This is a genomic window from Streptomyces sp. E11-3, from assembly GCF_046540415.1.
Classification (GTDB): Bacteria; Actinomycetota; Actinomycetes; order Streptomycetales; family Streptomycetaceae; genus Streptomyces.
Genome location: NZ_JAZGRL010000002.1, coordinates 764,965 through 776,654 on the forward strand (window position 1 = coordinate 764,965; position 11,690 = coordinate 776,654).

The window sequence follows — 11,690 nt, forward strand, 5'->3', positions numbered from 1 at the left end:
GCGTCCCGCCCGTACACACGGTCCGCGTCCGGCTCGTACGGGGGTGCACGTCCCGCCCGTACAGGGGTGCGCGTCCCGCCCGTACAAGGGGTGCGCGCAGCAGGTCTTTCGTCCCGTAATAGGCTCGCGGCATGCTTGCTGCCCTGACGATCGCGACCGCCGTGTCCGCGCTCGTGCTCGCCGCGTGGTGCGGCTACGCCGCCTACCGCGATCAGCCCACCAAGGACTGGCACTTCATCGGTATGGCCGTGGTGACCCTGTTCGCCGTGGCCCAACTGGTGGTCGGGATCGTGCAGCTGGCGCGGGGCGAGAAGCCGGAGCAGGGGGCGACGCTCTTCGTGTCGTATCTGGTCGGCTCGGCGCTGTGTGTTCCGGCCGCGGGCTTTCTGTCGCTGGCCGAGCGCACCCGCTGGGGTTCGGTGACGGTCGCCGCGGGCGCGGTGGTGCTGGCCGTGCTCGAGGTGCGGCTGTACGACATCTGGGGAGGCTGAGATGGCCGGGCAGCGGACCGAGGGGGCACCAAAGACGCCGGAGACACCAGGGAAACAGCGGACGCGGCTGATCGGCGGGCCCGGCCTGGTCCTGGTCTGGCTGTACGGGGTGATGGTGGTCGGCGCCGTCTCGCGCTCGGCCTACCAGATCTCCACCGAGTTCGACCGGGCCCCGCTGGCGTACGCGCTGTCCGCCGTCGCCGCGCTGGTGTACGCGTTCATCACCTACACCCTGGTACGCGGCGGGGAGACGGCCCGCAGGGCGGCGCTGGTGTGCTGCGCCGCCGAGCTGGTGGGCGTGCTGGTAGTGGGCGCCTGGACGGTGGCCGCTCCCTCGGCCTTCCCGGACGCCACGGTCTGGTCGAAGTTCGGGATGGGCTATCTGTTCATCCCTGTACTGCTGCCGGTGACGGCGGTGTACTGGCTGCGGCGTCCTTGGCCAGGGTCACCAGCGTCAGGCGCGCGCTGACCTGCTCGGTCCCGACCGGCACGTAGCCGTGCTTGCGGTACAGCTGGAGGTTGGTCTCGCTGCGGTGGCCGGTGAAGAGCTGGAAGTGCTTGACGCCGCCCGCGGCACCGAGCTTCCCCTCCACCGCGGTCAGCAGCCGTCCGCCGAGGCCGTGCCGCTGCATCCTCGGGTGTACGACGAGCTTGTTGATACGGGCGGTGCCGTCGGCGTCCACGATGCCGCGCACCGAGGCCACCACCTCGTCGCCGAGCCGGGCCACCAGGACGCAGCCGTCGCCCAGTTCCGCCTTGACCGAGGCGAGCGACTGGGTCAGCGGCTCCAGGGAGTAGTCGCCGTACAGCTCCGCCTCGCTCTGGTAGCAGAGGTACTGCAGTTTCAGTATCTGCTCGGCGTCCTGCTCGGTCGCCGCAGAGATGGTCACGCTCATGCCCATGTGTGCATGCCTCTCGCTCACCTGTCCGCCGGTTGCCTTCTGAGCACCTTTCCCCGCCGCTGAGGTGCCGCAACCTCCGCCGCCAGCATTCTGCGCAGGCATCCCAGGCAACGGGAACGTTCTGGCCCCAAGGACCCCTGTGAGATACCCAACTCCCCTGCGATCTCCCGGTAGGTGAGGTCCTGTGGGGACAGCAGCGCGGCCATCAGCCGGGGGCAGCGGCCCGGCAGCCGTCGTACGGCCGCGCGTACGGTGCGGCGCCGCTCGGCCGTGAGGGCGGCGCGCTCCGGGCCGTGGTCCGGCGCGGCCGCGGGCTCGGTGGCGTACGGCCGCTCATGCCGGGCCCTGCGGCGAGCACGGCGCGACTCCCCGCGTACGGCGAGCCGGAGCCAGCGGGCGGGGTCGGGCGGCGGGTCTTCGGCGTCCAGGCGCTCCAGGAGGCGCAGCCACACCGCCTGTTCGAGGTCGGCGGGGTCGGCTCCCGAGGCGAGCGCCTCGGCGGCGGCCTCGGCGGAAAGGAGCGGGCGCAACGCGCCCACCAGGTCCGATGCGTCAGCAGTCATGTCGGGCGGGACGCGGCCGTCCCGGCAGCCGGTTGCCGGGACGGCCGAGGCTCACCCGTGCGGGCGGACGGGGATCAGCGCTTGACGAAGTCGGCGGCCGCGAGCAGGCCCGTATCCGGGTTGTCGGTGAAGATCCCGTCGATGCCCGTCTCGAAGTACCGCTGGAAGGCGCCGAAGGCGTCGCCGTAGGCGTTCGGGTCGGTGCCGCGCCGGAACTCGGTGGGCAGGAAGCGGTTCTCGTTGCGCATGGTGTACGGGTGCAGCACCAGGTTCTTCGCGTGCGCGTCCCGGACCAGGGTGGTCGGGGTGCCCAGGCTGCCGTCGGCGTTCTTGGGGATGATCAGGTCGACCAGCGGGCCGATGCCCTGGGCGTAGGACGCGATCCACTTCAGGCCCTCGGGCGTGATCAGATCGGCGACCGTGCGCGGGTCGCCCGCCTCGACGAAGTCCCAGGGCCGGTCGTCGAGGGTCCACAGGAGCACCACGCGGGGCGTGCCGACCAGCCGCGCCATCCGTTCCATGCTGCTGGGCTCGAAGGACTGCAGGAAGGTCGGCGAGTTCTTCTTGTGGCGGCCGTAGCGGCGCAGCAGTCGGGCGAGGCGCTCCTCCAGACCGAGGCCGAGCCCGCGGAAGTAGCTGGGGTGCTTGGTCTCGACGTGCAGCCACACCTTGCGGCCGCGCCGCTTGCCCTCCCTGTCCGCCCAGCGCAGCACCTCTTCGAAGGTGGGCACGGTCCAGCGGCCGTTGTAGAGCGTGTTGTGCTGGCGGGTGCCGGGGATGCGTTCCACGGCGCGCAGGGTCTTGAGCTCGGCGAGCGTGAAGTCCTCGGTGAACCAGCCGGTGAGCTCGCCCCCGTCCACGGTCTTGGTCGTCTTGCGGCCGGCGAACTCGGGGTGGTCCGCGACGTCGGTGGTGCCGGTGATGTCGTTCTCGTGACGGCATACGAGATGGCCGTCCTTGGTGGGCACCAGGTCCTGCTCGATGACGTGCGCGCCCATGTCGAGCGCCAGTTGGTACGCGCCGAAGGTGTGCTCCGGGCGGTAGCCGCTGGCCCCTCGGTGCGCCACCACGGCCGGCACCGGCAGGTGCCGGTGGCCGCCGTCGGTCCGCTGGCCGTCGGCGGCTCTCGCCGTGCCGGAGAGGCCGAGTGCGGCTCCCCCGGCGCCGAGGGCCGCGGCCCCCAGCACCGCGCGCCGCCCCGGGCCCGTGCCTGTGCCCGGCTGCTGCTCCTGCGAACTGCCCTGCGTCATGGGGCTCCTCCCTTTCGAGGTCCACTACGAGGTCCACTACGAGGTCGACTTCGAGCTCTACTTCGAGTCCACGGACGTCCGTTCGACATCCGATGTGATGTCCAGCACCTGTCAAGGCGAGCCCTGATGCTAGGTGCCTACGCCTGTTGCAGGGGAGACTCTTGGACAAACACAGCGCTAATGCACGTCAACACTGCGTATCCATTCCATGAACCCGATGTGCAATCGGCACGGACCCGCGAGTATCGTCCTCACCTGCACAGACCTCACCCTCACCCCTTGACACCGGAGGACTAGTTGTCCCGCTTTGCGTTCATCAAGGCAGTGCTCGGACCGGTCATGCGCCTGATGTTCCGCCCACGCGTGGAGGGCGCCGAGAACATTCCGGGCTCGGGGCCCGTGATCCTCGCGGGCAACCACCTGACGTTCATCGACTCGATGATCTTGCCACTGGTCTGCGACCGTCAGGTGCTGTTCATCGGCAAGGACGAGTACGTCACCGGTAAGGGGATCAAGGGCCGTCTGATGGCCTGGTTCTTCACCGGGGTCGGGATGATCCCGGTGGACCGGGACGGCGCCAACGGCGGGGTCGCGGCGCTGATGACCGGTCGCCGGGTGCTGGAGGAGGGCCAGGTCTTCGGCATCTACCCGGAGGGCACCCGCTCCCCCGACGGCCGCCTGTACCGCGGCCGCACCGGGATCGCCCGGCTGACCCTGATGACCGGCGCGCCGGTGGTGCCGTTCGCGATGATCGGCACGGACAAGCTGCAGCCCGGTGGCGCGGGGTTCCCGCGGCCCGGGCGGGTCACGGTCCGCTTCGGTGAGCCGATGGAGTTCTCGCGCTACGACGGCATGGGCCGGGACCGCTATGTGCTGCGCGCCGTGACCGACTCGGTGATGACCGAGGTGATGGAGCTGTCGGGCCAGGAGTACGTGGACATGTACGCCACGAAGGCGAAGGCGGCGTAACGCCGTCCGGCGGGGGGCGCCGGGGATTCGGCTCGGCGCGAGGGCCCGGTCTACCGGGATTGCCGGGGAGGCAGCCCGGGCGGGCACCGCGTCCAGGCCCCCCGGGGGGGCGCGCGCCGCTCCGGCCGCGGGCGGTTCGGAGGGGGGCGTCGCCGCCCAGCGCCCCCACCAGATACCCGGCCCCGCCACCGGCGGGCACCGCGGCCAGGCGATGGTGAAGACCGGCAACCCGCCATCCGCCGCCGCCTGCGCGGCCGAACTGACCGAGCGGCCCGTGGCATTGGAGCCGTCGGAGAGCGGCACCGCATGGACGGGCGGCGGCTTCCCGCCCTCTTACGGGTGCTCGACACCCTCTTCGAGGCGCTGTCCGCGCAGCAGGAACCAGGCAGCGACGGCGGTGGCGAACAGCACCGCCGCACCCACCCCGGCCGCCGCCTCAAAGCCCTGCGTGAAGGCGTCACGGGCCGCCGACAGCAGTGCCGCGCCCTGCTCCGGTGGCAGCCCGGCCGCCGTCTCCACCGCACCGCCGAGGGACTCCCGGGCCGCGGCCGCGGCCTCCGCGGACACCCCGTCGGGCGTCTCGAAGCCCCGGTAGGTGCCGGTGACGATCGAGCCGAGCAGCGCGATACCGAGCGCCGCGCCCAGTTCGTACGCCGTCTCGGAGACCGCGGACGCGGCGCCCGCCTGCTCCTTGGGAACGCTGGACAGAATCACGTCCGCGGTCACCGTGAAGGCGAGCCCGGCACCGGCCCCGCCGATGAACAGGGCCACCACCAGCGACACCACCGCGGTGTCGGCGTCCAGTGCCATACACGCGGCAAGCGCCAGGCCGACCGCGGTGAGACCACCGGAGATGGCGATCCGTACGGACGTCCTGCGGGCCAGCACACCGGCCGTCAGACCGAGTATCACCGCGCCCACGGCTGCGGGCAGTTCGATGAGCCCGGCCTCCAGGGGCGAGCGGTCCTGGACCAGTTGCAGGAACTGGGAGAGGAAGAAGACGAGACCGGACAGGCCGAGGATGGTCAGCAGGTCGGCGAGTACCGCGCCGGAGAAGCCCCGATGCCTGAACAGCCGCATGTCGAGCAGCGGCGAGGGCAGCGTGAGCTGGCGCCGGGCGAACCAGATCAGTGCCCCGATGCCGATCACGGCGGTGGCTGCGATGTCCCAGCGGAAGCCGTGTACGGCCGCCTCCTTCACCGCGTACACCACGCTGACCATGCCGACCAGTGAGAGCCCGACGCTGGGCAGGTCCCAGGGTCCGGGCGCGGGGTTGCGCGACTCGGGCAGCAGCTTGACGCCGACGACGACCAGGACCGCCATCACCGGCAGGTTGATCAAGAAGACCGAGCCCCACCAGAAGTGCTCCAGGAGGAAGCCGCCGAGTACCGGCCCGACGGCCGCGCCCGCGGACGCCGCCGCGCCCCAGATGCCGACGGCGAGGCTGCGCTCCTTGGGGTCGTGGAAGATGTTGCGGATCAGGGCCAGCGTGGACGGCATCAGGGTCGCGCCCGCCACACCGAGCAGGGCACGCGCGGCGATCATCATCTCGGGGCTGGTGGCGTAGGCGTTGAGCACCGATACGCCGCCGAACGCGACCGAGCCGATGAGCAGCAGCTTCTTGCGGCCGATACGGTCGCCGAGGCTGCCCATGGACACCAGCAGGCCCGCGATGACGAACGAGTAGACGTCGCCGATCCACAGCAGTTGGGTGCCGGACGGCTTCAGGTCCTCGCTCAGGAACGGCGTGGCGAGGCCGAGTACGGTCGCGTCGACCGCGACCAGCAGGACGGCCAGGACGAGGACGGCGAGCGCGAGCCAGCGTCCGGGCTGCCGTTCGCCGTGGGCTTGGGCGACCCGTTGCTCGGTGCTCGTCATCGTTCCACGCTCCGTCGTACTCCGCCGAGCAGCAACTCGACGATCATGAATGAGAAGTCCCTGGCCGCGAGGCGGCCGTCCTGTACGGACCAGGCTCCGGCGCCGATGAGCCCGTACAGGGCCTCGGTCAGCCAGGCCGGGGACAGGTCGATACGGAACTCGCCCGCCTCCTGCCCGCGCCGGAAGAGCACCGAGAACCGCTCGTCGATGCGCGTCCAGCCGGGGTGCTGCTGCTCGCCTTCGAAGAGCTGGTTCTCGGTGACCAGGAAGGCCAGGAACCCGGCGACCGGCTGCACCTCGACGACCAGCCGCCGCAGCGCGTCGGACGCGGGCCCCTCCTCGAGCCGGGCGCGGTCCAGGGCCTCTTCCAGCTGGCGCAGCCCGAGCTCTTCCAGCGCCTTGACGAGCGCGTCCCGCCCGGCGAACTGCCGGTGCAGGGTGGCCCGGCTGATCCCGGCCGCCTTGGCGACCTCGTCCATGGTGGAGGTGGCCCGGCGGGTCAGCAGGTCCGCGGCGGCGCGGAGCACGTGTTCACGATCAACAGCCATGAGACAACAGTAGCCCACATGAGACATTCATGTCTCATAATTTCGATGCGGCGGGGATCACCCTCGGCGGGGGCCACCCTCGGTCGCGGACACGCGTCGGGGCCCGGCCGCCAGAACGGCGACCGGGCCCCGATGGAGGACGTACGCGCTACTTCTTGGGCTCTGCCCAGGTCCGCTGGACGGCCAGGTCCCGCTTGACCTCGGCCAGCTGGACGGCGACCGCCGAAGGGGCGGTGCCACCGCGGCCGCTGCGCGAGGCGAGGGCGCCCGGCACGTTGAGGACCGTGCGCACCTCCGGCGTCAGATGCTCGGAGATCTTGGCGAACTGCTCGTCGGTGAGCTGGTCGAGCTCGATGCCGTGCTGCTCGCACTCCTTGACGCACTCGCCGGCGACCTCGTGCGCGACCCGGAACGGCACACCCTGCTTGACCAGCCACTCGGCGATGTCGGTGGCCAGCGAGAAGCCCGCGGGCGCCAGCTCCTCCATCCGCTCGCGGTTGACGGTCAGCGTGGCCATCATGCCGGTGAAGGCGGGCAGCAGGATCTCCAGCTGGTCGCAGGAGTCGAAGACCGGCTCCTTGTCCTCCTGGAGGTCGCGGTTGTAGGCGAGCGGCAGGGCCTTCAGGGTCGCGAGCAGGCCGGTCAGGTTGCCGATCAGCCGTCCCGACTTGCCCCGCGCCAGTTCGGCGATGTCCGGGTTCTTCTTCTGCGGCATGATCGAGGAGCCGGTGGAGAACGCGTCGTGCAGGGTCACGAAGGAGAACTCCTTCGTGTTCCAGAGGATGACCTCCTCCGCGATCCGCGAGAGGTTGACCCCGATCATGGCGGTGATGAAGGCGAACTCCGCGACGAAGTCGCGGGACGCGGTGCCGTCGATGGAGTTGCCCGCGCTGCCGTGCTCGAAGCCCAGGTCCTTGGCGACCGCCTCCGGGTCCAGGCCCAGCGAGGACCCGGCGAGCGCACCCGAGCCGTACGGGGATACGGCCGTGCGCTCGTCCCACTGGCGCAGCCGCTCGGCGTCCCGCGACAGCGACTGCACATGGGCCAGCACATGGTGCGCGAAGAGCACGGGCTGGGCGTGCTGCAGGTGCGTACGGCCCGGCATGGCGACATCCGCGTGCGCCTCGGCGAGGCCGACCAGCGCCTCCTGGAGGTCGGTGAGCAGTCCGCCGACGATCCGGGCGTGGTCCCGCAGATACATCCGGAACAGCGTGGCGACCTGGTCGTTGCGGGACCGCCCGGCCCGCAGCTTGCCGCCGAGGTCGGGCCCGAGCCGCTCCAGCAGGCCGCGCTCCAGGGCCGTGTGGACGTCCTCGTCCGCGATGGTGCCGACGAAGGAGCCGTCCGCGACGTCCGACTCCAGGCGGTCGAGCCCGTCCAGCATGCGCCGCAGCTCGTCGGCCGTGAGCAGCCCCGCCTGGTGCAGCACGCGCGCGTGGGCGCGGGACCCGGCGATGTCGTACGGCGCGAGGCGCCAGTCGAAGTGGACGGACGCGGAGAGTTTCGCCAGGGCCTCGGCGGGGCCGTCGGCGAAACGGCCGCCCCAGAGGCGGACATCGCCGGTGTTGCTGCTCACTGCTGCTCCTCAGGGGGTGGATGTGCGGCCGCCTCCCCGCCGCGCGGGCCGGGGAGGCGGCTGTCGTACTGCGCTCGGGGGGAGCGTACTCAGGCCAGATCGCGTCGGGCTATGCCCGCAGATCACGCTGCGCGGCGATCTTCGACGACAGGCCGAAGAGCTCGATGAAGCCCTGCGCCTTGGACTGGTCGAAGGTGTCGCCCGAGTCGTAGGTCGCCAGGTTGAAGTCGTACAGCGACACGTCGGACTTCCGGCCGGTGACCACGGCGCGGCCGCCGTGCAGGGTCATCCGGATGTCGCCGGTGACGTGCTGGTTGGCCTCGGCGATGAAGCCGTCCAGGGCGCGCTTGAGCGGCGAGAACCACAGGCCGTCGTAGACCAGTTCGCCCCAGCGCTGCTCGACCTGCCGCTTGTAGCGGGCCAGTTCACGCTCGACGGTGACGTTCTCCAGCTCCTGGTGGGCGGTGATCAGCGCGATCGCGCCCGGAGCCTCGTAGATCTCCCGTGACTTGATGCCCACGAGACGGTCCTCGACCATGTCGATCCGGCCGATGCCCTGGGCGCCGGCCCGCTCGTTGAGCTGCTGGATCGCCTGGAGCACGGTGACGGGCCTGCCGTCGACGGCGACCGGGACGCCCTCCTTGAAGGAGATGACGACCTCGTCGGCCTCGCGGGGCACGGCCGGGTTCTGGGTGTACTCGTAGACGTCCTCGATCGGGCCGTTCCAGATGTCCTCCAGGAAGCCGGTCTCCACGGCCCGCCCGAAGACGTTCTGGTCGATGGAGTACGGCGACTTCTTGGTGGTCGCGATCGGGAGGTTCTTCTCCTCGCAGAAGGCGATCGCCTTGTCCCGGGTCATGGCGTAGTCGCGGACCGGGGCGATGCACTTCAGCTCCGGGGCGAGGGCGACGATTCCGGCCTCGAACCGGACCTGGTCGTTGCCCTTGCCGGTGCAGCCGTGCGCGACGGTGTCGGCGCCGTGCTTCTTGGCGGCGGCCACCAGGTGCTTGACGATGGTGGGCCGCGAGAGGGCCGAAACCAGCGGGTAGCGGTCCATGTAGAGGGCGTTGGCCTTGATCGCCGGGAGGCAGTACTCGTCGGCGAACTCGTCCTTGGCGTCGGCGACCTCGGCCTCGACCGCACCGCAGGCGAGCGCGCGCTTGCGGATGACGTCCAGGTCCTCGCCGCCCTGGCCGACGTCCACCGCGACAGCGATGACCTCGGCGCCCGTCTCCTCGGCGATCCAGCCGATGGCGACGGAGGTGTCCAGGCCGCCCGAGTAGGCGAGTACGACGCGCTCGGTCACGGGTTTCTCCTTACGATGCATTCCCTGTCATGCATGAGTATGCAGGAGGCCGCATGATTCGTCAACGCAGGTCGTCACGAGTCGTCGCGCATCGCCGCGAGTCGCCCCGAGTCACCGCGAGGCGCTCGGGGCTCTGTCGGGCGTGCCGTGTCCGGGCCCTGGTCAGCGGGGCAGCAGCAGAAGGGTGCACCTGCCGCCGGGGCCGGACGTGACGCGCTCGACGTCCAGGTCAAGGGCGCGGTAGCGATCCAGGATCCGGTCCGGGTCCGCGCCCGCGGCGACGATGGCCTCCGGGACGAACTCCGTGACCACGGCGGGCCGTTGGCAGCGGATGACATGCTCCATGCCGCGGATCACCCGGTGCTCGGCACCCGCCGCGTCGATCCTGACCAGGGTGATGCCCGGCACGCCCGCCAGCAGGTCGTCCAGGCGGACCGCGGGCCGCCGTACCGGGGCCCCGCCGAGCCGCAGCTCGACGGCTCCGTTGCGGTCGAGCGCGGCCACCGCCGGGGCGGCGTACGTGCCCGGGGCGTGGCGCTCCAGCCTCGCCGTGAGCAGCTGGTGGCGGCGCGGCTCCGGCTCCACCGCGACAACGTGGCCGCTGGCCCCGGTCATCCTGGCCCCGAGCACCGCGTGGCGGCCGGTTCCGGCGCCCACGTCCACGAAGGTGTCGCCGGGCTCAAGGCGGCTCCACAGGATGGCCGCGATCTCCGGCTCGGTGGCCGCGTCGGCCACCGGGTAGGCGACGGTGGCGTCGGCCGCTCCGTACGCGACGACCGCGCCGGGGCCGGGCCGCTCCCTGGTTCCCAGTACCGTTCCTGTCGACATCCGCTGCCCCTTCCCCTAAGCCAGGCGGACCGATGCCCCTAGCGTCGCGCTGCCCGGGGGACCCGCACTCGGGCGCCGATCGAGCCGACGTCCAGCGGGTGAACTACCCTGCGGCCGATGGCCAGTTCCGGCGTCGGATAATGGCCGCCATGGGAAAAACGTATGAGCGTATCGACGACAGACTCCGCACCTTTATCGAGGCCCAGCCCGTGTTCTTCACGGGGACCGCGCCGCTGGCCGGCGACGGCACGGTGAACCTCTCCCCCAAGGGACTCAGCGGCTCCCTGGCCGTCATCGACGACCGGACGGTGGCCTATCTGGACTTCGCCGGGAGCAACGCGGAGACCATCGCCCACCTCCGCGAGAACGGCCGGATCACGCTGATGTGGTGTGCCTTCCAGGGGCCGCCCAGCATCGTGCGGGTGCACGGCCGCGGCGAGCCCGTGTTCCGCGACGACCCGCGCTTCGCACAGTTGCTCGGGCACTTTCCGCAGATCGACCCGACCCCGCACGGGCTACGCGCGATCATCGTCGTGACGGCCGAACTCGTCCGCGACACCTGTGGGTTCGCGGTGCCGTTCATGTCGTACGACGAGGACCGCGATCTGCACGCCAAGCGATTCGCGCGCGAGGACGACGCGTCGCTGGGCGAGTACTTCGCCAAGAAGGACGACATCGCGACGAGCATCGACGGCCTGCCCGGACTCCCGCTCCCACTGCCACCCAGCAGCTTCTGAGCGGGGTCCAGCGGTTTCCGAGCGGGGTCCAGTAGCTGCTGAGCTGGGTCCAGTAGCTGCTGAGCTGGGTCCAGCGGCTTCCGAGCCGGGCACGGCCTGAGGTCAACGCTCGTTCTGGGCCAGGCGCAGCAGATGGTCGGCGAGCGCCTGGCCGCCGGCCGGGTCGCGGCTGATCAGCATCAGCGTGTCATCGCCCGCGATCGTGCCGAGGATGGCCTGGAGTTCGGCCTGGTCGATGGCGGAGGCCAGGAACTGGGCCGCGCCCGGCGGCGTACGCAGCACCACCAGGTTGGCGGACGCCTCGGCGGAGATCAGGAGCTCAGCGGACAGCCGCCGCATCCGCTCCTCCTTCGCCGACTCGCCGAGCGGGGCCTGCGGGGTACGGAAACCGCCCTCGCTGGGCACCGCGTAGATCAGCTCACCACCGGTGTTGCGGATCTTCACGGCGCCCAGCTCGTCCAGGTCCCGGGAGAGCGTCGCCTGGGTGACGGACAGCCCGTCGTCCGCGAGCAGCTTCGCCAACTGGCTCTGCGAGCGCACCGGCTGCCGGTTGAGGATGTCCACGATCCGGCGGTGCCGGGCGGTGCGGGTCTGTGGCACCGCGGGCCCGCCCGGTTCGTTCTCCTGCAGAGTCATCGTCGT

The 11,690-nt window shown here is 71.0% G+C and carries 13 protein-coding genes and 1 pseudogene; 5 read left to right on the forward strand and 9 right to left on the reverse strand.

Annotated features, from left to right (window positions below):
* The first annotated feature begins 131 nt into the window (after positions 1-131).
* Complete coding sequence (locus U9R90_RS22255) at positions 132-491, forward strand: hypothetical protein (protein WP_411058414.1); 360 nt, start codon at positions 132-134, stop codon at positions 489-491.
* 1 nt (position 492) lies between these two features.
* A complete protein-coding gene (locus tag U9R90_RS22260) occupies positions 493-960 on the forward strand; it encodes a hypothetical protein (protein WP_411058415.1) in 468 nt (155 codons plus the stop codon).
* On the opposite strand, the gene U9R90_RS22265 is transcribed toward U9R90_RS22260, so the two are convergent.
* From U9R90_RS22265 to U9R90_RS22275, 3 genes are all read right to left on the reverse strand, one after another.
* A complete protein-coding gene (locus U9R90_RS22265; protein WP_411058416.1) occupies positions 878-1,393 on the reverse strand; it encodes a GNAT family N-acetyltransferase in 516 nt (171 codons plus the stop codon). The genes U9R90_RS22260 and U9R90_RS22265 overlap by 83 nt on opposite strands.
* Positions 1,394-1,410: 17 nt before the next feature.
* Positions 1,411-1,956 carry a sigma-70 family RNA polymerase sigma factor gene (locus U9R90_RS22270; protein WP_411058417.1) on the reverse strand — a complete coding sequence of 182 codons (546 nt, stop codon included), beginning with the start codon at positions 1,954-1,956 and terminating at the stop codon, positions 1,411-1,413.
* A gap of 74 nt (positions 1,957-2,030) precedes the next feature.
* Positions 2,031-3,206, reverse strand: coding sequence for a glycerophosphodiester phosphodiesterase (locus U9R90_RS22275; RefSeq protein ID WP_411058418.1), 1,176 nt, complete (start codon positions 3,204-3,206; stop codon positions 2,031-2,033).
* Between U9R90_RS22275 and U9R90_RS22280 the strand changes: the two genes are divergently transcribed.
* Together U9R90_RS22280 and U9R90_RS22285 are read left to right on the forward strand one after the other, a co-directional pair.
* Positions 3,205-3,333 (forward strand): hypothetical protein, encoded by a 129-nt coding sequence (locus U9R90_RS22280; protein WP_411058419.1) that lies wholly within the window; start codon positions 3,205-3,207, stop codon positions 3,331-3,333. The two genes, U9R90_RS22275 and U9R90_RS22280, sit on opposite strands and share 2 nt — an antisense overlap.
* Positions 3,334-3,461: 128 nt before the next feature.
* Positions 3,462-4,175: pseudogene (locus U9R90_RS22285) on the forward strand (lysophospholipid acyltransferase family protein).
* Between the two features lie 333 nt (positions 4,176-4,508).
* On the opposite strand, the gene U9R90_RS22290 reads toward U9R90_RS22285, so the two are convergent.
* From U9R90_RS22290 to U9R90_RS22310, 5 genes are all read right to left on the reverse strand, one after another.
* On the reverse strand, positions 4,509-6,053 hold the full coding sequence (locus U9R90_RS22290; RefSeq protein WP_411058420.1) for an MFS transporter: 1,545 nt from the start codon (positions 6,051-6,053) through the stop codon (positions 4,509-4,511).
* Positions 6,050-6,601 carry a TetR/AcrR family transcriptional regulator gene (locus U9R90_RS22295; protein WP_411058421.1) on the reverse strand — a complete coding sequence of 184 codons (552 nt, stop codon included), beginning with the start codon at positions 6,599-6,601 and terminating at the stop codon, positions 6,050-6,052. Before U9R90_RS22295 ends, U9R90_RS22290 begins: the two co-directional genes overlap by 4 nt.
* Positions 6,602-6,749: 148 nt before the next feature.
* Entirely contained in the window at positions 6,750-8,177 is a 1,428-nt protein-coding gene (argH, locus tag U9R90_RS22300; protein WP_411058422.1) for an argininosuccinate lyase, read from the reverse strand.
* 109 nt (positions 8,178-8,286) lie between these two features.
* Positions 8,287-9,483 (reverse strand): argininosuccinate synthase, encoded by a 1,197-nt coding sequence (locus U9R90_RS22305; protein ID WP_411058423.1) that lies wholly within the window; start codon positions 9,481-9,483, stop codon positions 8,287-8,289.
* A gap of 162 nt (positions 9,484-9,645) precedes the next feature.
* On the reverse strand, positions 9,646-10,311 hold the full coding sequence (locus U9R90_RS22310; RefSeq protein WP_411058424.1) for an FkbM family methyltransferase: 666 nt from the start codon (positions 10,309-10,311) through the stop codon (positions 9,646-9,648).
* A gap of 149 nt (positions 10,312-10,460) precedes the next feature.
* Between U9R90_RS22310 and U9R90_RS22315 the strand changes: the two genes are divergently transcribed.
* A complete protein-coding gene (locus U9R90_RS22315; RefSeq protein WP_411058425.1) occupies positions 10,461-11,048 on the forward strand; it encodes a pyridoxamine 5'-phosphate oxidase family protein in 588 nt (195 codons plus the stop codon).
* Between the two features lie 102 nt (positions 11,049-11,150).
* Here the strand turns inward: U9R90_RS22315 and U9R90_RS22320 are convergent, their stop codons facing one another.
* The gene (locus U9R90_RS22320; RefSeq protein WP_411058426.1) at positions 11,151-11,684 is read right to left on the reverse strand and encodes an arginine repressor; all 534 of its coding nucleotides are present in this window, start codon (positions 11,682-11,684) and stop codon (positions 11,151-11,153) included.
* Positions 11,685-11,690 lie beyond the last annotated feature (6 nt).

What these genes read in the sequence shown, in the direction of transcription:
- U9R90_RS22255 (WP_411058414.1), top strand. Translation starts at nt 132, where the DNA reads ATGCTTGCTGCCCTGACGATCGCGACCGCCGTGTCCGCGCTCGTGCTC.
- U9R90_RS22260 (WP_411058415.1), top strand. Translation starts at nt 493, where the DNA reads ATGGCCGGGCAGCGGACCGAGGGGGCACCAAAGACGCCGGAGACACCA.
- U9R90_RS22265 (WP_411058416.1), bottom strand. Translation starts at nt 1,393, where the DNA reads ATGGGCATGAGCGTGACCATCTCTGCGGCGACCGAGCAGGACGCCGAG.
- U9R90_RS22270 (WP_411058417.1), bottom strand. Translation starts at nt 1,956, where the DNA reads ATGACTGCTGACGCATCGGACCTGGTGGGCGCGTTGCGCCCGCTCCTT.
- U9R90_RS22280 (WP_411058419.1), top strand. Translation starts at nt 3,205, where the DNA reads ATGGGGCTCCTCCCTTTCGAGGTCCACTACGAGGTCCACTACGAGGTC.
- U9R90_RS22275 (WP_411058418.1), bottom strand. Translation starts at nt 3,206, where the DNA reads ATGACGCAGGGCAGTTCGCAGGAGCAGCAGCCGGGCACAGGCACGGGC.
- U9R90_RS22290 (WP_411058420.1), bottom strand. Translation starts at nt 6,053, where the DNA reads ATGACGAGCACCGAGCAACGGGTCGCCCAAGCCCACGGCGAACGGCAG.
- U9R90_RS22295 (WP_411058421.1), bottom strand. Translation starts at nt 6,601, where the DNA reads ATGGCTGTTGATCGTGAACACGTGCTCCGCGCCGCCGCGGACCTGCTG.
- U9R90_RS22310 (WP_411058424.1), bottom strand. Translation starts at nt 10,311, where the DNA reads ATGTCGACAGGAACGGTACTGGGAACCAGGGAGCGGCCCGGCCCCGGC.
- U9R90_RS22315 (WP_411058425.1), top strand. Translation starts at nt 10,461, where the DNA reads ATGGGAAAAACGTATGAGCGTATCGACGACAGACTCCGCACCTTTATC.
- U9R90_RS22320 (WP_411058426.1), bottom strand. Translation starts at nt 11,684, where the DNA reads ATGACTCTGCAGGAGAACGAACCGGGCGGGCCCGCGGTGCCACAGACC.